Source organism: Pusillimonas sp. NJUB218 (assembly GCF_003788685.1).
Taxonomy (GTDB): domain Bacteria; phylum Pseudomonadota; class Gammaproteobacteria; order Burkholderiales; family Burkholderiaceae_B; genus Neopusillimonas.
Window position 1 is genome coordinate 469,923 of sequence record NZ_NQMK01000002.1, and the last position, 20,457, is coordinate 490,379.

19 protein-coding genes are annotated in these 20,457 nt (G+C 57.1%); 9 read left to right on the forward strand and 10 right to left on the reverse strand.

What is annotated here, in order from left to right:
* The first annotated feature begins 3 nt into the window (after positions 1-3).
* Together CHR62_RS04755 and CHR62_RS04760 are read left to right on the forward strand one after the other, a co-directional pair.
* Positions 4-3,606, forward strand: coding sequence for a response regulator (locus tag CHR62_RS04755; RefSeq protein WP_158609087.1), 3,603 nt, complete (start codon positions 4-6; stop codon positions 3,604-3,606).
* A gap of 64 nt (positions 3,607-3,670) precedes the next feature.
* A complete protein-coding gene (locus CHR62_RS04760) occupies positions 3,671-4,474 on the forward strand; it encodes an EcsC family protein (protein ID WP_199722888.1) in 804 nt (267 codons plus the stop codon).
* Positions 4,475-4,522: 48 nt separating this feature from the next.
* Here CHR62_RS04760 and CHR62_RS04765 read toward each other — a convergent pair whose 3' ends face one another.
* Positions 4,523-5,821, reverse strand: coding sequence for a cytosine deaminase (locus CHR62_RS04765; RefSeq protein ID WP_123660164.1), 1,299 nt, complete (start codon positions 5,819-5,821; stop codon positions 4,523-4,525).
* A 239-nt stretch (positions 5,822-6,060) separates the two neighbouring features.
* Between CHR62_RS04765 and CHR62_RS15930 the strand changes: the two genes are divergently transcribed.
* Genes CHR62_RS15930 through argG form a run of 3 tightly spaced genes read left to right on the forward strand, consistent with a single transcriptional unit; the run spans position 6,061 to position 10,156 of the window.
* On the forward strand, positions 6,061-8,139 hold the full coding sequence (locus tag CHR62_RS15930; protein WP_199722889.1) for a methyl-accepting chemotaxis protein: 2,079 nt from the start codon (positions 6,061-6,063) through the stop codon (positions 8,137-8,139).
* Complete coding sequence (locus CHR62_RS04775) at positions 8,111-8,758, forward strand: NTP transferase domain-containing protein (RefSeq protein WP_158609088.1); 648 nt, start codon at positions 8,111-8,113, stop codon at positions 8,756-8,758. Before CHR62_RS15930 ends, CHR62_RS04775 begins: the two co-directional genes overlap by 29 nt.
* A 60-nt stretch (positions 8,759-8,818) precedes the next feature.
* Positions 8,819-10,156, forward strand: a complete 1,338-nt coding sequence (argG, locus tag CHR62_RS04780) for an argininosuccinate synthase (RefSeq protein WP_093971272.1) — start codon at positions 8,819-8,821, stop codon at positions 10,154-10,156.
* Between the two features lie 115 nt (positions 10,157-10,271).
* Here argG and argF read toward each other — a convergent pair whose 3' ends face one another.
* Positions 10,272-11,225, reverse strand: coding sequence for an ornithine carbamoyltransferase (argF, locus tag CHR62_RS04785; protein WP_093971271.1), 954 nt, complete (start codon positions 11,223-11,225; stop codon positions 10,272-10,274).
* A 156-nt stretch (positions 11,226-11,381) separates the two neighbouring features.
* Between argF and CHR62_RS04790 the strand changes: the two genes are divergently transcribed.
* Entirely contained in the window at positions 11,382-11,681 is a 300-nt protein-coding gene (locus CHR62_RS04790; protein ID WP_093971270.1) for a DUF3579 domain-containing protein, read from the forward strand.
* Between the two features lie 255 nt (positions 11,682-11,936).
* Here the strand turns inward: CHR62_RS04790 and rpsT are convergent, their stop codons facing one another.
* From rpsT to CHR62_RS04830, 8 genes are all read right to left on the reverse strand, one after another.
* A complete protein-coding gene (gene rpsT, locus CHR62_RS04795; RefSeq protein ID WP_093971269.1) occupies positions 11,937-12,197 on the reverse strand; it encodes a 30S ribosomal protein S20 in 261 nt (86 codons plus the stop codon).
* A 101-nt stretch (positions 12,198-12,298) separates the two neighbouring features.
* Positions 12,299-13,852 carry a murein biosynthesis integral membrane protein MurJ gene (gene murJ, locus CHR62_RS04800; RefSeq protein WP_093971268.1) on the reverse strand — a complete coding sequence of 518 codons (1,554 nt, stop codon included), beginning with the start codon at positions 13,850-13,852 and terminating at the stop codon, positions 12,299-12,301.
* Between the two features lie 56 nt (positions 13,853-13,908).
* Positions 13,909-14,565, reverse strand: a complete 657-nt coding sequence (adk, locus tag CHR62_RS04805) for an adenylate kinase (RefSeq protein ID WP_093971267.1) — start codon at positions 14,563-14,565, stop codon at positions 13,909-13,911.
* An 89-nt stretch (positions 14,566-14,654) separates the two neighbouring features.
* Positions 14,655-15,419: a 3-deoxy-manno-octulosonate cytidylyltransferase gene (gene kdsB / locus CHR62_RS04810; RefSeq protein ID WP_123660166.1), complete on the reverse strand. Its 765-nt coding sequence runs from the start codon at positions 15,417-15,419 to the stop codon at positions 14,655-14,657.
* Positions 15,416-15,613, reverse strand: a complete 198-nt coding sequence (locus CHR62_RS04815; protein WP_093971265.1) for a Trm112 family protein — start codon at positions 15,611-15,613, stop codon at positions 15,416-15,418. The genes kdsB and CHR62_RS04815 overlap by 4 nt, the downstream gene beginning before the upstream one ends.
* Positions 15,614-15,625: 12 nt before the next feature.
* Positions 15,626-16,708 (reverse strand): tetraacyldisaccharide 4'-kinase, encoded by a 1,083-nt coding sequence (lpxK, locus tag CHR62_RS04820; RefSeq protein ID WP_233574863.1) that lies wholly within the window; start codon positions 16,706-16,708, stop codon positions 15,626-15,628.
* Between the two features lie 27 nt (positions 16,709-16,735).
* Positions 16,736-17,143, reverse strand: a complete 408-nt coding sequence (locus tag CHR62_RS04825) for a biopolymer transporter ExbD (RefSeq protein ID WP_123660167.1) — start codon at positions 17,141-17,143, stop codon at positions 16,736-16,738.
* Entirely contained in the window at positions 17,140-17,760 is a 621-nt protein-coding gene (locus CHR62_RS04830; RefSeq protein ID WP_093971263.1) for a MotA/TolQ/ExbB proton channel family protein, read from the reverse strand. Before CHR62_RS04830 ends, CHR62_RS04825 begins: the two co-directional genes overlap by 4 nt.
* A gap of 29 nt (positions 17,761-17,789) precedes the next feature.
* Here CHR62_RS04830 and CHR62_RS04835 point away from each other — a divergent pair, with 29 nt between their 5' ends.
* From CHR62_RS04835 to sodB, 3 genes are all read left to right on the forward strand, one after another.
* Positions 17,790-18,023, forward strand: coding sequence for a hypothetical protein (locus CHR62_RS04835; protein ID WP_123660168.1), 234 nt, complete (start codon positions 17,790-17,792; stop codon positions 18,021-18,023).
* 362 nt (positions 18,024-18,385) lie between these two features.
* Positions 18,386-19,753 carry an exodeoxyribonuclease VII large subunit gene (gene xseA / locus CHR62_RS04840; RefSeq protein ID WP_123660169.1) on the forward strand — a complete coding sequence of 456 codons (1,368 nt, stop codon included), beginning with the start codon at positions 18,386-18,388 and terminating at the stop codon, positions 19,751-19,753.
* A gap of 96 nt (positions 19,754-19,849) precedes the next feature.
* Positions 19,850-20,428 carry a superoxide dismutase [Fe] gene (sodB, locus tag CHR62_RS04845; protein WP_123660170.1) on the forward strand — a complete coding sequence of 193 codons (579 nt, stop codon included), beginning with the start codon at positions 19,850-19,852 and terminating at the stop codon, positions 20,426-20,428.
* Positions 20,429-20,457 lie beyond the last annotated feature (29 nt).

Genomic DNA, 20,457 nt, shown 5'->3' on the forward strand with positions numbered 1-20,457 from the left:
GCCATGTCTGTTTTTCGAGTCAGGTCCTCGCTGGTGCGGCGGCTGACGTTGGCCATGCTGTGGGTCATTGGCATCACCGCGCTCTGTTCGCTGTTGTCGGTCGGTTATTTCGTTTACCAAGATAATCGGGCACAGTTATTGGTTCATGAAGAGTCCACGACGGATCTTGTGGCTGAGCGTATCGACCAAGGGCTGGCTGACCGCCGAGAGGCGCTTGTTGTGTTTTCGCAGTTACTTCACGACGGCAATGCCTTGCGTGACGTGTCCGAATTGCGCACGGCGCTCGATAGTCGAGTGATGTTGCGCTCAGCGTTTAATAACGGGCTTGTCATCACCGATGAGAACGGGGTGGTCCTTATCGATTCTCCCACGCGGCCCGGCCGGGTCGGCCGGGACCTGTCGGGCCGGGCGCATTTCCAGCGAGTGCTACGCGATAAGGTGCCGGTGATATCGCCACCGGTTATTGGTGGGGCGACTGCCGAGCCGGTATTTGTCATTGCCGTGCCCATTTTGTCGGGCGACCGCAGTTTGTTGGGTATGGTTTTTGGCGTGACCCGGCTGACCAGAGACAATCTGTTGACCCAGGTGTCAACCAAACAACTGAGCCATGGCGGTCAGTTGTTTGTACTAGACCTTGAGCGCAAGGTGGTTGTGGCGTCAACCCTTGCTGAACTGGCCCTGCAGCCTCTGGATGCGTTGCATGATAATGGATTGGTTTCGCAGATAATGGCGGGGCATTTGCAGGGCGTGGCTCGGTCGCCGCTTGGAGAACGCGTCATTTATTCAGCGCGGCCACTCAAGATGATGGACTGGTTGGTCGTGCATACCTTGCCTGCCGACCTAGCCCTGGCGCCGGTGCATGCTTTATTGCTTAAGCTGGCGTTACTTACCGGCTTGCTGACGATAGGGGCGGGTGCGTGCGTGGCCGTGTATATCCGTCGTCAGCTTCGGCCCCTCGAAATCGCGGCAACTGATGTTCAGGCCATGATTGAAGGCACGCGCGACTCGACGACGCTCGAGGTCGCCAAGCCTGATGAAGTGGGGCAACTGGTGCACGCCTTTAACCGGTTGATGGGTCATCAAGCGCATCAGAATCTTGAGTTGCGAGATGCCAAGGTGCAGGCAGATGCTGCGAACCGCGCAAAATCGGCTTTTCTAGCCAACATGAGCCACGAACTTCGTACCCCCTTGAACGCCATTATCGGTATGGCTGACCTGCAATTGGGCGAATCGCAGTCACCGTTGCAGCATCGGCGCACCGAGCAGGTCAGGCAGGCGGCGCGCGCGTTACTGCTGATGGTTGACGACATTCTTGATTACTCGCAGCTGGATAGCCGCGATTTGCAGATCAAGCTGCAGCCGTTTCAGGTAGATGATGTCTTCGAGCAACTCGCCGCGATGTTTGCGCGCCCGGCATCCGACAAACGCCTCGAATTGGTGCTGCGTGTCGACCCGGACATTCCGGCCGGGCTGACGGGTGATCCGTTGCGGCTGGCCCAAGTGCTGATGAAGCTGGTGGGTAATGCCGTCAAGTTTACCGAACAAGGTTATGTCGCGGCCGGCGTAAGCTTGATTCGGCGCGAAGGCAGACAGGCCTGGCTTCGATTCGACGTTTCAGATAGCGGCCCGGGTATCGAAAATGACCAGTTGCCTTATTTATTCAAGCCTTTTTCGCAATTAGATTCGTCTAATACGCGGCGGTACAGCGGAGCGGGGCTGGGGCTGCCGGTCAGTCAAGCTTTGGTGCAGTTGATGGGGGGTGGCGGCATCAATGCCCGAAGCCGCTTGAACGAGGGGTCGCAATTCAGTTTCGAGCTGGCTTTTTCACTGGATCCGGCAATACAAGCTGTGCCCGACCAACCGCCCTGCGGATCTGAGCCGTGTCATGTGCTCGTGGTTGAGGATGATGCGCGGGCACAAGAGGCGTTAACAGAGCTGTTGGCGGCATGGGGCGCCGTTGTCGACACAGTCGAAAGCGGTGAGCAGGCAATTGAGCTGATTGCGGCTCGTCTCGAGACCGGCGGCATTTTCGATATTGTGATTGTCGACTGGTCGTTGGCACCGCTAACCGGACTGAACACTTTACGCCGTTTGCGTCATTTGTACCGCGCCCGAAACAAGGCTGAGCCCTGGTTTGTGCTTGCGGGCACCGAGGCCATTGCTCAAGCCAGTATGTTGCCCGAAGATGACTTTCCTGTATTGCCCAAGCCGGTTCTGCGCGCACGACTGCGCGATATGTTCGAGCAATTGCGCAGCTCGGATCTGGACGAAACGTCTGCGGTTGTGGCGGGCCGGTTTGCCGGACAGCGGGTCTTGGTTGTGGACGATAACGAGATTAACCGTGAGGTCGCGATGTCGCAGCTTGCACGGCTGGGGTTGCAAGCCGTCTCGGCGGCAAATGGCGTCGAAGCGGTCGAGCGCTTTAAAGAAGGTCAATTTGATGCGGTTCTGATGGACATCCAAATGCCGGTTATGGATGGCTACGAGGCGGCGCGGCAGGTCAGAAATCTGGACGAAGCCGTACCCATTATCGCCATGATGGCGGCGGGTCTGGTGGAAGACCTTGATCGAGCGCTGGCTGCAGGTATGGACGCTCATTTAGGCAAGCCGTTTGACGTCCAGACCTTGAGCGAGGTGCTGGCGGCGTGGCTTGAGGCCATGCCCGAACGGCCGGCCGAGCTCGCCGTCGCGATGAGTACGCCCGTCGACGAGCGCAAGACCTTGCTGATCGTCGACGACGTGCCCGCTAACGTCAAAATGCTCGCCAACTATTTGAAAGACGATTATGTTATTCAGGTTGCAGGTAAAGGTGAGAAGGCACTGGCCATTGCGCAGGGCGATCACCCGCCCGACTTGATCCTGCTGGACATCATGATGCCCGGTATGGACGGTTATGCCGTGTGTCGTGCCCTGAAGAATAATCCGGCGACCCAGTCGATTCCGATTATCTTTGTCAGCGCCCTGACCGAGGCCGTCGAGGAAGAGCAAGGGCTCAATTTGGGGGCTGTCGACTACATTACCAAGCCGTTCCATCTGCCTATTGTGCGGGCGCGTATCCGCAATCAGGTGCGGCTCAAGGCCAAGGCTGACATGCTCGAGGAAATGTCGCATATCGACGGGCTTACCCAAATTGCCAACCGCCGCAGTTTCGACCTGACATTGGCGCGCGAAGCCAGCCGGTTAAGTCGTAATGGCTTGCCCATGGCCCTTGTGATGATTGATATTGACTTCTTCAAGCCTTACAACGACAACTACGGCCACGGCCGCGGCGATGAGTGTCTTATCAAGGTGGCGACAGCGTTGCGCAAGGCCGTGAACCGCCCAGGCGATTTGTTGGCTCGATACGGGGGCGAAGAGTTCGCGGCCATTTTGCCGGAAACCGATCTTGGCCAGGCCCGTGCTGTAGCTCAGCGATTATGCGATGCCGTACGCAAGTTGGCTTTGCCGCACGAGTTCTCGCTGGTCGCGCCTCACGTCAGTATCAGCTTAGGTTGTACCGCCATGGTGTTGCAAGACCCCGCAGAGGCGGCAATGCTGTTTCAGCGTGCAGACGAGGCCCTTTACGAAGCCAAGCGCCAGGGCCGCAACCGTGTTGTTGCGCTGTAAGTATGTATTGCCTGCAGGGTAGCATCGGTGCTTTTTACGGGGCAACACGCTAAGCTATGCTTTTATGCATCAAAACTTGGCTTCTATGTTTGCTCCAGACGATCTGGCCGATTTGCAACAGGCCAAAAACTTGCTTGAACACCCCGGTTTAGCCTCCCGCATTACGGGGGTTATCGGCATGCCGATAGAAAAAGGCTTGGCCCGTTTGCCGGCATCGTGGTCGCGCCAGATCGGTGATGTGACCCAGAAGGCGCTGACGCAGGCGGCCAATGCGGCGCTGTACACCTTGAGAGACCAGCCTGGCCGCAGCCCCTCGAACCGTTGGCACAAGGTCGGGGTAGCGGTATCCGGCGGGGTTGGGGGCTTTTTTGGTTTAGGCGCCATTGCCATCGAGCTGCCGGTATCCACTACGATTATGCTGCGCTCTGTGGCTGACATCGCGCGTGGTCACGGCGAATCCATTTCCAACGAAGACACGCGTCGCGCCTGCATCGAGGTATTTGCGCTGGGGGGCAGGACGGCCGCCGACGACAGCGCCGAAAGCGGCTATTTTGCGGTACGTGCCGCTCTGGCTCAGTCGGTGACCGAAGCCGGTAAGTACATTGCCGAAAAGGGCCTGGCCGACCAAGGGGCCCCGATGATGGTCAAGCTGATTGCTCGGGTGGCCAAGCGTTTTGGCATTCAGGTCACCGAAAAGGCAGCTGCACAAGCTATTCCCGCCATTGGCGCAGCCGGCGGTGCGGCCATCAATACGCTGTTCATGAGCCACTTCCAGGACATGGCGCGCGGTCATTTCATTGTGCGCCGACTTGAACGTCAATATGGCGTCGAGGCTGTGCGCGAAGCGTATGATCGCTGTTGCGTCTGATGTTGGCCGGTACGGTCGGGGTGTTTGACCCTGGTCGTAGTACTTACGTTAGCGCATTCGCCCATAATCGACCTGCTCAGCGGTACCCAACCAGATCTGTGTTTGACTGGGCTGCGTGTGGGCAATCACTTTGCCTTGCCGGATGACATATTGCGCGGGGACTTGTCTTCGTAAGGCATCGAACCCGCTGGTTGCCGGCAGAATAACCAGGTTTGCGGCGTTGCCCGGCGCCAGTCCGTAGCCTTCAAGGCCCAGCGTGATGGCGGCGTTACGCGTCACTAGGTCAAGCCCCCGTTCAAGTTGTTCGTACCCCATCATTTGCGTGGCATGCATGCCCATGTGCAGTACCTGAAGCAAGTTGGCCGTGCCTAGCGGGTACCAGGGGTCGAACACGTCGTCATGTCCGAAGCATACGTTCAGACCATGGGACATGAGTTCGTCGACGCGTGTCAGCCCCCGCCGTTTCGGATAGGTGTCGAATCGGCCTTGCAAATGGATGTTTACCAGCGGGTTTGAGACAAAATTGATTTTTGACAGGGCCAGCAGACGCATCAGGCGTGAGGTGTAGGCGCCGTTGTAGCTGTGCATGGCCGTGGTGTGGCTGGCCGTGACGCGGGCCCCCAGGCCTTCACGATGAGCGAGCATGGCCAGGGTTTCAAGAAACCGCGACTGCTCGTCGTCCGTTTCGTCGCAATGAACGTCGACCGGCCGGTCGTAGCGACAGGCCAGCGCCACCGCCTTGTGCAGGGACTCGACACCATATTCGCGTGTGAATTCGAAGTGGGGGATTGCGCCGACGACGTCTGCGCCCAATTTCAGCGCCTCTTCGAGCAACGCCTCACCATTGGGGTAAGACAATATCCCTTCTTGCGGGAAGGCAACGATTTGCAGGTCGAGCCATGGGGCGATTTCGCTGCGAACCTCGAGCATTGCTTTAAGGGCAGTGAGTGTGGGGTCAGAAACGTCGACGTGAGTTCTGACATGCAAGATGCCGTTTGCGATCTGCCATTTGAGGGTGTGCCAGGCGCGTTGCTTGACGTCGTCGATGGTGAGCTGCGCTTTGCGTTCTGCCCAGCAGGCAATGCCCTCAAATAACGTGCCCGACTGATTCCATCGGGGCTGGCCTGCCGTTTGCGTGGCATCAAGATGGATATGCGGCTCGACGTAAGGTGGAATAACCAGGGCGCCTTTGGCGTCGATGTAAGTCGCGTCGAGCTGCTCGGCAATGGCGAGTAAGGGGTCTGGCTTGGCGCGGCTGGCCGGGGTCACGGTTTGTATGACCCCGTGAGCCAGGTCGATATCCCACAAGCCATTTTGGCCATACAGTTGCGCGTTGGAAATCTTCATGGATTTGTCCTTGGGGTGGGCACACCGGCGCGTACGGGTAGAAGCAATTCAAGTGTATGCGCGTATTTGTGTCGTTGCGCACGGGCCATCAGGCCCTAAGTGTTTACCCTTAAATTCTTGAAAAATAAAGAATACGACGGTTTTCTTACTCGTATTTGACGTTTATCAAACGTCACGTCCGGTTACTATCCTGCAATCTTTTTAACATCATGTCGCTTTAACTGGCACGGAACAACATCATGGCAAGCAGCAAGGCAAAGCATAGCAAAAAGGTCAATGTCGGCACAGGTTGGTTCAGTCGCCAAAGCTTAGCGTTTCGGGTTGTGTTCTCGGCGCTGTTGTCCACATTGGCGGTCATGGCTATTGTGGCTGCGGTGGTGGGCTGGCAAAGTCAGAACAATGCCCGAGCCGCTGTTCAGAGCGAAATGGAATCCGCACTCAGTGCTGTCGATCAGTCTTTGCAACTGGTGTTCCGTTCTGCCTCGCGTCGCGCGTCTGATCTGATGCCTACATTTATTGATGCGTTGGGTGGCGAGCCGACGCTCGGAGACTCAGACGCGTTCACGGGCGAAATCGGTTACGCGCCTCGTATCATGGCCGGCGGCATCACGGTTAACGGCGATACGGCGGTGCTTGAAGAAATCAACCGCATGACAGGGGCTGACCCGGCCATTATTGTAAAAGTGGGCGACAAATGGGCTCGCGCGGCCACACTGCTGAAAGACGACAACGGCCAGCCGCGTATTGGTAGCGTTATTCCCGCCGATGATTTTCTGGTGCGCACCCTGAGCGAAGGCCAGGACTATACCGGTCTGGTCCAGCGCAATGGCCAGTGGTACGCCATAGCCATCCGTTCATTGGTAACTGCCGACGGTAAAGTGTTTGGTGGTCTCACGGTACGTGTCAATGTCGATGCCGACGTCCAGAATCTGCTGGCCTGGGTGGCCACGCAAAAAGTGGCAGATTTCGGTTCGGTTGCCATCCTTGAAAAGTCGGGTGACGGTGGCAAGTGGCACTATGTGGCCGGGGGCGGGGCAATGGCCGGTGCCGATCTGGCATCGCGCTATCCAGCCGACGACGAGGTCGAACTCAACAAGTATTTCGCCCAGCCGCAAGGCTTTTCACGCGTTGCCCTGCAAATGGATGGTGGCGAAGCGCTGATGGCCTGGCAATCGGTCGAGAACTGGAACTGGTTGTTGTTTGCCAAGGGCGAAAGCGAACTATTTATGGCCGCCAGCCGCGAAGACCTGAAATTGCAGATGGTCATTATGCTGGTTGGAGCGCTGTTGATTGCGTTGCTGGTGGGTTGGCGCGCCGCGGTCACCTTGCGCCCTGTACGTCAAATGATTGTCGCCATGCAGCGGGTGGGGCAGGGCGACCTCAGCGCCGAATTGCCGCCTGTGCCAGCACGTTCCAAAAGCGAGGTGCATGCGCTGTTCGACAGCCTGAAGCAGATGCAAAATGCCTTGAGTAGCACGGTGTTGGCGGTTCGCCAGAGCGTCGAAGAAATCAGTGTGGGTGCGGCGCAGATTTCTAGTGGCAATACCGACCTGAGCAGTCGTACCGAGCAGCAGGCTGCATCGTTGCAAGAAACGGCCGCCAGCATGGAGCAGCTGGCGTCTACCGTCAAGCAGAATGCCGATAACGCCGTGCAGGCCAATCAATTGGCGCGTACCGCGTCTGACGTGGCGTTGCAAGGTGGTGAAGTGGTGGGCCAGGTTGTGACGACCATGGACGATATTTCGGCCAGCTCCGGCAAGATTTCCGATATCGTGACCGTAATCGAAGGCATTGCGTTCCAGACCAATATTCTGGCTTTGAATGCTGCGGTCGAGGCCGCTCGTGCGGGCGAGCAGGGCAAGGGGTTTGCGGTGGTGGCGGGCGAAGTGCGCAGCCTGGCGTTGCGTAGTGCCGAGGCGGCCAAAGAGATCAAGAACCTTATTACTGATTCGGTAGGTCGAGTGCAGGCCGGTTCGTTGCAGGTCAAAAAGGCTGGCGAGACCATGAACAACATCGTGACCTCCGTCAAGCGTGTAACCGACATCATGGCCGAAATTTCTTCGGCCTCCAACGAGCAGTCCAGCGGTATCGAGCAAATTAATATGGCCGTTGTGCAAATGGACGACGTGACGCAGCAGAATGCCGCTTTGGTTCAAGAAGCTGCGTCGGCTGCCGCTTCGCTCGAAACCCAGGTGCAGCACTTGGCGCAGGCGGTGGCGGTGTTTAAACTTAAACGCGATGCCGTCATCGATTCGGCAGCTCGTGTCATCGATATGTCGCAACACGCCAATGAGCCTACACCCCGACTCGCAGGGTAAAGTTCCGGTCACGGCCGTTGTTCTTGCCGCCGGCCTAGGTCGGCGTATGGGCGCAAGCAATAAGCTGTTGTTACCGTACCAGGGGCAGCCCATGCTGCGGCACATCGTTAATCAGGCCTTGGCTTCGTTGTGTCATCGTGTGGTTGTTGTCCTGGGGCATCAGTCCGATGTCGTACGCCAGGCCCTGGCCGGCTTGCCCGTCGATTTTACCGATAACCCGCATTTTTCCGAAGGGCTGGCGGCGTCCGTCAGGGTGGCCGCCCACATGACGCCTCTCGATTCGCCCATACTGATCATGCTGGGCGATATGCCGCAGGTCGATACTAGGGTCATCAATGCGTTGGTTAAAGCTTATGATGCAGCTGCCGGGCTAGACCCGTCGTTGGCCGCGACGCGGTTTTTTCAGCCGGTTTTCGAAGGTCAGCCGGGCAACCCGGTATTGTGGGGGGCATCATGGCGCTCCGCTTTGCAGGCGGTGCAGGGCGACGAGGGCGCCCGCCGGGTCATCAAGGCTAATTTGCCTGCCCGTGTGCTGGTGGCCGTCGATCATGTCGGCATCTTGCGCGATGTTGATCAGCCTGACGACCTTGCGCCCATGGGGATGTCGCCTTTACTGTAGTGCCATGGGCATACAGTGTAGAATTTCACCTTTTACAGCTTTGTTTCGGGCAACCATTCAATGACCACAATTCTTCAAAACGTTCCGGTCGGCCAGAAGGTCGGCATTGCTTTTTCGGGTGGCCTGGACACCAGCGCCGCACTGTTGTGGATGCGTGAAAAAGGCGCAATCCCTTATGCGTATACGGCCAATCTGGGTCAGCCCGACGAGCCCGATTATGACGCCATTCCCAAGCGCGCGCTTGAATACGGCGCCGAGAAAGCGCGCCTGATCGATTGCCGTCCGCAACTGGTGGCCGAAGGCATTGCTGCCTTGCAAAGCGGCGCCTTTCACGTAACGACAGCGGGTGTTACGTATTTCAATACGACACCGATTGGTCGTGCGGTTACTGGCACTATGCTGGTTGCGGCCATGAAAGAAGACGACGTCAATATCTGGGGTGACGGCAGTACCTACAAGGGTAACGACATCGAGCGCTTCTATCGCTATGGCCTGTTGACCAACCCCGAGCTCAAAATTTACAAGCCCTGGCTGGATCAGATGTTCATCGACGAGCTGGGCGGTCGTGCCGAAATGTCCGAGTACATGCGTCAGCATGGCTTCGACTACAAAATGTCAGCCGAGAAAGCGTATTCCACCGACTCCAACATGCTGGGCGCTACTCACGAAGCCAAAGACCTCGAGCACCTGAATTCGGGTATCAAGATCGTTCAGCCCATCATGGGTGTGGCATTCTGGCGCGACGACGTCCAGGTCAAGGCTGAAGAGGTGACGGTACGCTTTGAAGAAGGCCAACCTGTTGCGCTTAATGGCAAAACCTTTGGCAATACGGTCGAGCTGCTGATGGAAGCTAACGCGATTGGCGGTCGTCATGGCCTGGGCATGAGCGACCAGATCGAAAACCGCATTATCGAAGCCAAGAGCCGCGGGATCTACGAGGCGCCGGGTCTGGCTCTGTTGTTCATTGCCTACGAGCGCCTGGTCACGGGTATTCACAACGAAGACACCATCGAGCAATACCGTGAAAACGGCCGCAAGTTGGGGCGCCTGTTATATCAGGGCCGCTGGTTCGATCCGCAAGCCATTATGCTGCGCGAAGCCGCCCAGCGCTGGGTTGCCGCAGCAGTGACAGGCGAGGTCACGCTTGAGCTGCGCCGGGGTAACGATTATTCCATTCTGAACACAACGTCGCCGAATCTGACGTATCACCCCGAACGTCTCACCATGGAAAAAGGCGAGTCCGTATTCTCCCCGCGTGATCGCATTGGTCAGCTCACCATGCGTAACCTCGATATCGTCGATACGCGCGATAAGTTGCGCACGTATACGCAGGTCGGGTTGTTGTCGTCCTCGAAAGGCGATGGCGTCCCTGTTTTGCAAGACGCAACAAAAAAATAAGGGTATCGCCGGGCTTCGCCCCGGAAGTATCGTTTTACTAAACTGGTATCGTCGTAAAAAAGCCCGGGGTGTTAACACCCCGGGCTTTTTTACGCGTCTTAATTTTGGGTTGGGTTCAGGCGACCTTGCCCAACAGCAAAAACTCCATGAGCGCTTTTTGTACATGCATGCGGTTTTCGGCTTCATCCCAGACAACGCTTTGCGGGCCGTCGATGACTTCGGCGGTGACTTCTTCGCCCCGGTGAGCGGGCAGGCAATGCATGAAAATAGCTTTGGGGTCAGCCACCGACATCATGTCGGTGTCGACACACCAATCGGCAAATGCTTTGCGACGTACATCGTTTTCGTCTTCGTAGCCCATGCTTGTCCAGACATCGGTGGTGACGAGGTGTGCCCCCCGGCAGGCATCGATGGGGTCGCTAAAGACCTTTAAGGTATGCGCGGGCGGGCTGCCAATACGTTTTGGCTCGAGCTCGTAACCCTTGGGCGTTGAAACATGCAGGGTGAACCCGAGCAGTTCTGCCGCTTGCAGCCATGTATACGACATGTTGTTGGCATCGCCGATCCAGGCGACAGTTTTGCCGCGTATGGGGCCCAGGTGTTCGATAAAGGTGAGTATGTCGGCCAGAATCTGGCAGGGGTGAAACTCGTTGGTCAGGCCGTTGATGACCGGCACCCGCGAATGTGCGGCAAAGCGTTCGATACGAGTTTGTTCGAACGTGCGAATCATGACCACGTCGACCATGCGAGAGACAACGCGGGCGGTGTCTTCGATGGGCTCGGAGCGACCCAGTTGCGAGTCGCCTGTGGTGAGGTGAATGACTGAGCCGCCGAGCTGGTACATACCGGCTTCAAACGAGACGCGTGTGCGGGTGCTGGCTTTCTCGAAAACCATCGCCAACGTGCGGTCGTGCAAGGTGTGATGCGGCTGATAACGCTTGAATTTGTCTTTTATAAGGCGAGCGCGGTCGAGCACGTATTCGATTTCGTCGGGCGTGAAGTCTTTGAACTGCAGGAAGTGGCGTAAAGGGCCGGCTTGCGTCGTTGCATTGGACGTTACGTTGGACATCGTGAACCTTGATGAGAGTACGGATTTAAGCTGTCTATGATAAACAATTTTCGCGCCCTGATGCGTGGTGTTTACGGCCGCCTCTGAGCGGCCGGTGTGCGCTGCGGCAACCTGCTTAAAGCGGTACAATGATGGGGTAAATAATCTTTTGTCAGAATCGTGCAGCAGCTAATTATTTTTGGCATTACCGAAACCGGCCAACGGTTTCGTCCCAGCGACTGGGCCGAGCGCCTTGCCGGGGTCATGTCGCAGTTTCGTCCGCCCGGTATGCGGGGTGATCGGCTTACCTATTCGCCGTACGTGGTACCCACGTATATCGATGGGGTAAGGTGTGTCGTTGTCGACCACCGGCTCCGAGATCTCGAACCGCTGGCCTGGGCTTTTGTTTGTGATTTTGCCAAAAGCAACCAGCTAAAAACCCAAGAGCGGCAAGCACCGCCCGAACGCCCGGACTAGCCGGGCTTTTTTACGACCCTTTGGCTGGATTGTGTTGTGACCGAAGCTGATGGAGAGTCGAGCGTTTGGAGAGTGGGCTGGCAAATAACAGCGCCAGCGGTATAGGCAAGCAGCGGCGACAAGTGGTTGAAAAACTGTCGCTAAATTGGCGTAAATAAAACAGGCAAAAAAACAGGGCGCCCTAGGCGCCCCGATTTTTATTGCTGGCAGCAATACGCTACCCCGGCAATTTTGCCAATTAAACCACTGCAGAAATTAAATTGCTTTGACAGCAGCGGCAAGACGGCTTTTATGACGAGCAGCCTTGTTCTTGTGAATGATGTTTTTGTCGGCAACGCGGTCGATGATGCTGGATGTTTTGCGCAGCACTTCGGTGGCGGCAGCTTTGTCGCCGGCTTCGATAGCCTGACGAACGCGCTTGATGGACGTGCGCAACATAGAGCGCAGGCTGGAATTGTGTTTATTGAGCGCAACCGATTGGCGGGCGCGTTTGCGAGCTTGTGCGGTGTTAGCCATAGTGATATTTATTTTACAGTGTAATGCCGCCAAAGGTCTGGGTGGTACACCCACCCAACACTTATCGCAGCTGTTTAATTAGCAAAGACCAAGATTCTATCTTACAGGGCCTTTTTTGTAAAGTGCCGTGGGCGAAATCCACATACAAACAACGTTGCGAAGTATGCGGCCCCCGCTACGGCTAGTACAGCGCCTAGCCACAAGACCCGCAGGTAGGCACGGCCGGGTGCGATCCAGTCGATGTGCTGGTTGGCCAGCACTAATACTAACCCCAATGCCAGAAGCGCTGGTATAACGCGCACAAAAAATTTTAACCAGCCAGGCCCGGGTTGATAAACCCCCTTGCGGCGCAGTAACACCAGGAGCAAAAGGCCATTGACCGTGGCGCCTAACCCGATGGACAGCGCCAGACCCGCATGCGCAAATAAAGGCACAAAAGCAAGATTGAACAGTTGGGTCAGAACCAACACCAAAATGGCAATTTTGACCGGCGTTTTAATGTCTTGTTTGGCGTAAAAGCCGGGGGCAAGAATTTTGATGGATAGCAAACCCAACAGCCCAACCGAATAAGCCATGACGGCAAGGCGCGTTTGCGCTACGTCGCCGGCCGTGAAAGCACCATAATGAAACAGGGTAGCGACCAGACCCTCTGCCAGCAGCGCCATGCCCAAGGCAGCGGGCAGGCCTAGCAAAATAACCAGTCGCAGGCCCCAGTCTAGCAAGTTGCTGTAGTCATTGCCATTTTTGGCGGCATGCGCTGCCGACAGGCTAGGCAGCAATACTGTACCCAGTGCAATCCCCAGCAGTGCGGTCGGGAACTCCATGAGGCGGTCGGCAAATGAAAGCCAGGTGACACTGCCCGAGGTTAGCCAGGTTGCGATATTCGTATTGATCAGTAGTGAAATCTGGGCGACTGAAACCCCCAGAATGGCCGGCAGCATTTGCCGCATGATGCGTCTTACGGTTGGGTCTTGCGCCGCCGTGCGCAATTTGAGAGAGAACCGAGGCGTTAGCCCCAGTCTGGCCAATGCAACCCACTGTACGGTCAGTTGGGCAACACCGCCTGCCATGACGCCGACGGCCAGCGCATAAATGGGGGTTTCAAACAAGGGCACCAGAAACACGCTGGCCAGAATCATGGCGACGTTCAGCAGTACCGGTGTAAATGCCGGAACGGCGAAGCGGCGCCACGTATTCAAGACCCCCGACGCAAATGCCACGAGCGACATGCAGATAATGTAGGGGAACATCAGCCGGGTCATCCAGACGGCGGCTTCGAATTCGGCTTGCTTTGAGGCGACTCGCATGCCGCTTGCCATGGCGCTGACGACCCACGGCGTGGCCAACATCCCTAGGAGCGTCACCAGCATGAGCGCTGCCGTAAGCAACAGGGCAACCCTGTCAAGCAACTGGCGGACGGTGTCGGGAGGGTGATTGTTCTTGGCCTCGCCTAGAATGGGTACAAAGGCCTGGGCGAACGCGCCTTCAGCAAACAGGCGACGTAACAGATTGGGAATGCGGAACGCCACCCAGAAGGCGTCGGTCAGTGGGCCAGCGCCAAATGAGCTGGCAATAAAAATATCGCGAACCAGACCAGTGATTCGCGATAGCAGGGTAAAGCTGCTGACGGTTGCGGCTGACCGTATCAGGCTCATGAGGATGATGTGTACATGTAATGCTTTGGCCCAAAAACCAGGGCCAAAGCATGTAATCAGCCCTTGAGGGCGCTATTGATACGACTACGAATTTCGTCGACGCTGCCGACGCCCGAAATTTGACGGAACTTCGGCGCCTTTGCGTCGCCGGTTTCTGCCCAACGGGAATAGTAGTCAACCAAGGGTCGGGTCTGATCTTGATAAACCGACAGGCGGTGACGTACCGTTTCTTCGCGGTCATCATCACGCTGGACCAAAGGTTCGCCGGTCACGTCGTCGGTGTCGGGCGCTTTGGGTGGGTTGAAAACGACGTGGTAACTGCGGCCGCTGGCAGGATGGACGCGTCGGCCGCTCATGCGTTCGATGATGTTTTCATCAGGTACGACCATTTCGACAACGTAGTCCAGACGCACGTCGGCGTCTTTCAGGGCGTCGGCCTGTGGAATAGTGCGAGGGAAGCCGTCGAAAAGATAGCCGTTTTCGCAGTCGGCTTGTTTCAGGCGGTCGCGCACCAGCCCAATGATGATGTCATCAGAAACCAGCCCGCCGGCATCCATGATTTTTTTGGCTTCGAGGCCCAAGGGAGTTTGTGCTTTGACGGCGGCGCGCAACATATCACCAGTAGAAATTTGGGGAATGCCAAATTGTTCGGTGATGAACGCAGCCTGCGTGCCTTTGCCAGCACCGGGGGGACCGAGCAAAATCAGTCGCATGAAAGAACCTCCAAGTAACTTTTGAACTTAATTTTTGTATTGCGGCGACGCAGCAATTATTGCGTCGAGTGGATCATTTTGCAGACGATTTATAACCGATTTGCAAAAATGCCGCGCACACGATCTAAATCGGCCTGGGTATCAACACCAGCGGCAGGGTAGCCGTCGGTGATCAAAACCGTAATGGCATAGCCGTTTTCAAGGGCCCGAAGCTGCTCAAGAGACTCGAACGTTTCGAGGGGACCAACGGGTAAACCGGGAAACTGCTTTAAAAAACTGACTTTATACGCGTAAAGTCCGATATGGTGCAATGCGGGAATTCCGGGGGCCAGGCGACGTTGACCGTCGGCCAGCGCGTCGCGAGCCCATGGAATGGGCGCTCGCGAGAAATACAGCGCCTTGCTGTCGTGGGTGCAGACCACTTTGACTGCATTCGGGTTGAATAGCGTTTCGCTGTCATTGATGGGCGTGGCGCAGGTGGCGATGGCGGCTTCCGGACTGGCCTTCAGACATGCCGCGACGGCGTTTATCAGCGCCGGGTCGATAAGAGGTTCATCGCCTTGGACATTGACAACGATGGCCTCGTCATTGAGCCCGAGTTGCGTGACGACTTCGGCCAACCTGTCGGTACCGGTTGCGTGATCGGCCCGGGTGAGCAGGGCGGTAAACCCGTGCGCCTGGACAGCATCTGAAATGGCTGGTGCGTCGGTGGCGACAACCACCTGAACAGCGTCAGACTGTGCCGCTTGCTCGGCCGTGCGCACCACCATAGGTTTGCCGCACAGGTCGAGCAATGGTTTGCCCGGCAGACGTGTTGACGCGGCTCGGGCAGGAATGACGGCAATGAAGCTCACGCGGCGGCGTCCGGAGGCGGTGTTTCGGTGGTCGTCAGCGGCCGGGCTTCGTTTTCGAGCATGACCGGTATCCCATCGCGAACCGGGAAGGCTAGCTTGTCGGCCTTGCAGATGAGTTCGTGATTTTGAGCGTCGTGCTGCAAAGGGCCTTTGCAAACAGGGCACACCAGAATTTCAAGCAGATGCGAGTCCATGGGGCAGTGTCGTTAGGTTGGGGAGCGTGATTGTAATTGCCGGTACAGGTGTTCGACCCATTGGTCATCAGAAAACCTGGGGCTGACCTGTACAGACCACAAACGGGCGTCGGTGGTGGGTAGACATTTGACGGCGTCCTTGTCGGTCACCAGTATAAGCTTAGTGTCGAGCTTGTCAAAAGGCGGGTTTTTGTAGGTGTCGTGGTCCGGCAAGGCAAGGGTGGTATCCAGGGTGACGCCCAGACGGCGCAGCATGCCAAAAAAACGCTCGGGCTGGCCGATGGCCGCGACGGCGCCGATGCGCGCGCTGGCAAATTGCTGGCGCCAGCGCGCCCATGGGATCACTTCGCCTGTTTGCAGATGGGTGCACGACACGGGCTGCAGTTGCATGCGTAATTGCGGCACATGCGAAGGCATGCCGGGCAAAGGCTTGTGGCGATGAGGGTTGGTCACAGCTTCGCGAGTATCGGCGGCGGTGGCATTGGTGATGATCAGGTCGACCGTGTTGAGCCGACTGCGGGGCTCACGCAGAGGGCCGGCGGGCAGCAGACGGCCATTGCCCAGACCCCTCGCGTCTTGCACGACCACTTCTATGTCGCGCGCAAGGGCAAGGTGCTGAAGACCATCGTCGGAAATCACGATGTTTACTTCAGGCCACTGGCTATGCAGCGCGTGCTGGGCGAGCGCCCGCTTTGGGTGCACGGCGACGGGCGCGCCTGTGGCCGACGCAATCAGGCTGGGCTCATCGCCGAACTGTGCGGGGTCGAGCGGGGCGACTCCGGTGCGCGCCTCGGCGCCGGCCGACTGGGCGCCATAGCCCCGACTAATGACCCCGGGGCGTAGACCCAGGGCCTGCAGGCCTTTAACGAGGGCGATGACTACCGGCGTTTTGCCCGTGCCGCCCACGACCAGGTTGCCCACAACAATGACGGGTAAGTGCGTCGGGCGGGCGGGGGGCTGTTTTTGCCAGCGCCGACGCTTGAGCGTGACAAACAGCCACACCAGCCAAGACAGCGGCAGCAACAGGGTACTGATCAGGCCGGGTGTTTGCCAGATGTCATGGACGCGCTCGACCAGGCGTTGGCGAAAGCTCACGGCGTGCCTTGTTGGTTGTCGTGCATGTCAGGGGCCTTGCGTAGCGAAACTGACCTGGCGTATGCCGGCCAGACGAGCCGCTTCCATGACACGGATGACGGCCTGGTGGGGCGCCTGGGCATCGGCGTTGATAAGCAGCAATGGCTCGGTTTGCCCTGCGGTGGCGTTTTGCAGGCTTGCGACCAGATTCTGAATATTGGCACCGTCGAGAAGATCTTTACCCAGCGCAACCATGCCGTCCTGACTGATGGCAATGACAAGCGGCTCGGCAGTAATGGCTTGGGCCGAGGCTTGAGGCAAGTTGATATTCAATTGCTGGAAGCGCTGAAACGACGTGGTGGCTGCCAGAAAAATAAGGATCACCAGCAGGATGTCGATGAGTGGAATCAGGTTGATTTCGGGCTCATCATGGGCCAGGCGTTGGCGGAAGTTCATTCGCCGTCACCTTTTTTGCGCTCTTGCTGCAAAATGCGGTCCAGCGTAGCGGCCTGATGTTCGATGATGTGCAGAAAATGTTCGACCCGGCTTTTGAAGTAGCGGTGGAAGATCAGTGCCGGAACGGCGATGATAATGCCGAAGCCGGTGTTGTACAGGGCGACCGAGATGCCGCGCGCCAGTTGCGCCGGGTCGCCGCCGGCGGGGGTGTACGAGGCAAAAATCTCGATCATCCCGACGACCGTGCCAAATAGTCCCAACAAGGGGGAAACTACCGATACCGTGGCCAAACTGGGGACATAACGGTTAAGCCGATAGGCGACATCTTTACCCACGTCTTCGATGGCCGCTATGCGATAGGCGGTATCGTGTTGGCGTACGGCGATGACTTCGGCAAACACGCGGCCCAGGGGCGAGCTGCTGGCGAGTTTCTCTAGAGCGGCACCCGAAGGCGCTGTTTGCCGCATGAGTTCGGTGACGCGATCGAGCAGGCGAGGTGGGGTGATGTTTTTTGAACGCAGTGCCAGGAAACGTTCGATGACCAGTGCCAGCCCGATAACTGACGTTGCAATGAGCAACCAGATAGGCCAGCCGGCGTCATGAATGATTTGCAGCAAAACAGGTCTCCGGGTAGGTGTTGGAGGCGATGAGCGCCACCACGGTCTGCCGACGCCAAGCGTTGAGCTCGGGTCGTGGCTTTGACGTTGCGGGCCATTTTACGATTGATTACGTCACCCGCAAACCCGCGTTGTCTGAACATCGCCAGCGCTGGGGGATTGGAACGGCTGGCGGCTTTCAAAAGGCCGAATTACGGTGTTTTTATGCGCCAAATGGCGTAAATAAAGGCTTACCGAAAGGTATCCACAGAATCTGTGGATAATTATGTGCAAAACTGTCGTGAAGCCATTGTTTTACGGGCGCTCAAGGTTCGTTGATCAATTTGAGCCCATTTTTTATAACTTTAAATAGTTGTTTAAAAACATTGGGTTGTGTTTTTTTCTTAATGTTTTGGAATAACAGGTGCCCTGATTGGCTTGATCTGTAGTCAATTTGACAAAGTAAAAAAAGCTGTGGACAGGTTGGCTTCGAAAACGCCCGAAAATAGGCGTAAAGCAGGGTTTTCCCTGTCGCGGCGGGAGCTTATCGGTACATGGTTTGGCCGAACAGCCTATGGCGCCAAAAATTTTGGCTGGTTGGGTATACTGGCGGCCCAAGTCAAGGCAGCCCCCTTATCCACGTCCCATGACGACAAACCCTTCCTTTTCGACCGATTTGCCCGCCGCCGGCGCCGACACGGTGCTGACCGTGGCGCAGCTGAATCGGCAGGTGGGTAATCTGCTTGAAGGCAATTTTTCGCGCATCTGGGTGCGGGGCGAAGTGTCAAACTTCACGCAGGCGGCTTCCGGGCACTGGTATTTCACGATCAAAGATGAGCGCGCTTCAGTGCGTGCTGTCATGTTTCGCGGGCGGGCTCAGGCGGTTTCATTCGTGCCGAAGGCCGGAGAGCGATTCGAGTTTCGGGCCACGGTCACCTTGTATGAACCTCGGGGTGATTATCAACTGCAAGTTGAAACCCTGCGTCGTGCCGGCCAGGGCGACCTGCATGAAGCCTTTATACGTCTGAAAGAAAAGCTGACGGCTGAAGGGCTCTTTGATCCCTCGCGCAAGCGTGCTTTGGCAACCATGCCTCGCGCTGTGGGTGTCATTACGTCACTGGCGGCGGCGGCGCTACATGATGTGCTGACGGCAATGGCTCGTCGCGCACCTCATGTGCCGGTGATCGTCTACCCAGCACCCGTTCAGGGTGAAGGCGCGGCAGCCCAATTGCGGCAAGCCTTGCATGCAGCTATCGATCGCAATGAGGTCGACACCTTGTTGCTGGTGCGGGGCGGTGGCAGCCTCGAAGATCTATGGAGCTTCAATGATGAAGCGCTTGCCAGGGCGGTTGCAGCCAGTCCGATACCTGTAATTTGTGGCGTGGGGCACGAAACCGATTTCACCATTTGCGATTTTGTGGCCGATTTAAGAGCGCCGACACCTACTGCGGCCGCCGAGTTGTCTTGTGTTGCCCGTCAGGAATGCCTGGATCAGGTCGAAGATCTGGTCGTCGCGCTAGCGCGCCAGCAACGACGTATCCTCGAGCGGGCGGCGCTTCGCCTCGACAGGGCGATGGCACAACTGGTTTCGCCTCAGCAAAGACTGGCCCAACAGCGTCGGCAGATCGGTACTTTGCAGCAGCAACTCTGGCGGGCCGTCTGCCGGCATAGCGAGCTTGAAGGCGCCCGGCTGAATTTGTTAAAAACAAGGTTGGGCGCGGCACTGCCGCCAGTTGCCCGACGCCGCCGCGAGCTCGACGCACTTCAGCGGCGTCTGCTTGCCGCAGGGGCTCGTCAGTTACGTGCTCCGCAGGCGAGGCTCGATGCGGCAGCCCTGACTTTGCAGGCGCTCAGCCCCCGAAAAATTCTTGCTCGTGGCTACGCGCTGGTGCGTGACCCGCGCGGGGAGCTGGTTAAAAATGCGTTAGACTTGTCGGCAGGAGACCGACTTACCCTAGAGCTGAGCCAGGGTAGCGCCGATGTCGAAGTTTTGAAAACGACAGGTTTGTTGTAGCCCCGCAGTTTCCGGTGGCCTGTCGATCGATTTTGCATTTCTCATTGTTGCCCAACGGCTTTTTGGCCAAGGGTTCTTTTTATAAGGATATCGAAAATGGCTTTTACGCTTCCTGAACTGCCCTACGCAATGGATGCCCTGGCACCTACCATTTCCAAAGAAACTCTCGAATTCCACTACGGCAAGCATCATCAGGCTTACGTCACCAACCTGAACAATCTGGTTGCCGGTACCGAATTCGAATCCGCTTCGCTCGAAGAAATCGTCAAGAAATCGTCGGGTGGTGTATTCAACAACGCAGCCCAAGTCTGGAACCACACTTTCTACTGGAACAGCATGTCGCCCAACGGCGGCGGCGAGCCCACCGGCAAACTGGCTGACGCCATCAATGCCAAATGGGGTAGCGTGGCTGCATTCAAAGAAGCCTTCAATAAATCGGCCGCAGGTAACTTTGGCTCGGGCTGGACTTGGCTGGTTCAAAAGGCCGACGGTTCGCTCGATATCGTCAACACCAGCAACGCCGCCACACCGCTCACAACGTCTGACGTCGCTTTGCTGACCTGTGACGTCTGGGAGCATGCTTACTACATCGATTACCGCAACGCTCGTCCTAAGTACCTCGAAAGCTTCTGGAGCCTGGTCAACTGGGATTTTGCAGCAAAAAATCTGGGTTAATATCCCGCGCATTATTTTGTTTTTCAACC

Excerpts from the sequence above, each read along its gene's own strand:
- CHR62_RS04755 (WP_158609087.1), top strand. The coding sequence starts at position 4 with ATGTCTGTTTTTCGAGTCAGGTCCTCGCTGGTGCGGCGGCTGACGTTG.
- CHR62_RS04760 (WP_199722888.1), top strand. The coding sequence starts at position 3,671 with ATGCATCAAAACTTGGCTTCTATGTTTGCTCCAGACGATCTGGCCGAT.
- CHR62_RS04765 (WP_123660164.1), bottom strand. The coding sequence starts at position 5,821 with ATGAAGATTTCCAACGCGCAACTGTATGGCCAAAATGGCTTGTGGGAT.
- CHR62_RS15930 (WP_199722889.1), top strand. The coding sequence starts at position 6,061 with ATGGCAAGCAGCAAGGCAAAGCATAGCAAAAAGGTCAATGTCGGCACA.
- CHR62_RS04775 (WP_158609088.1), top strand. The coding sequence starts at position 8,111 with ATGAGCCTACACCCCGACTCGCAGGGTAAAGTTCCGGTCACGGCCGTT.
- argG (WP_093971272.1), top strand. The coding sequence starts at position 8,819 with ATGACCACAATTCTTCAAAACGTTCCGGTCGGCCAGAAGGTCGGCATT.
- argF (WP_093971271.1), bottom strand. The coding sequence starts at position 11,225 with ATGTCCAACGTAACGTCCAATGCAACGACGCAAGCCGGCCCTTTACGC.
- rpsT (WP_093971269.1), bottom strand. The coding sequence starts at position 12,197 with ATGGCTAACACCGCACAAGCTCGCAAACGCGCCCGCCAATCGGTTGCG.
- murJ (WP_093971268.1), bottom strand. The coding sequence starts at position 13,852 with ATGAGCCTGATACGGTCAGCCGCAACCGTCAGCAGCTTTACCCTGCTA.
- adk (WP_093971267.1), bottom strand. The coding sequence starts at position 14,565 with ATGCGACTGATTTTGCTCGGTCCCCCCGGTGCTGGCAAAGGCACGCAG.
- CHR62_RS04815 (WP_093971265.1), bottom strand. The coding sequence starts at position 15,613 with ATGGACTCGCATCTGCTTGAAATTCTGGTGTGCCCTGTTTGCAAAGGC.
- CHR62_RS04825 (WP_123660167.1), bottom strand. The coding sequence starts at position 17,143 with ATGAACTTCCGCCAACGCCTGGCCCATGATGAGCCCGAAATCAACCTG.
- CHR62_RS04835 (WP_123660168.1), top strand. The coding sequence starts at position 17,790 with ATGAGCGCCACCACGGTCTGCCGACGCCAAGCGTTGAGCTCGGGTCGT.
- xseA (WP_123660169.1), top strand. The coding sequence starts at position 18,386 with ATGACGACAAACCCTTCCTTTTCGACCGATTTGCCCGCCGCCGGCGCC.
- sodB (WP_123660170.1), top strand. The coding sequence starts at position 19,850 with ATGGCTTTTACGCTTCCTGAACTGCCCTACGCAATGGATGCCCTGGCA.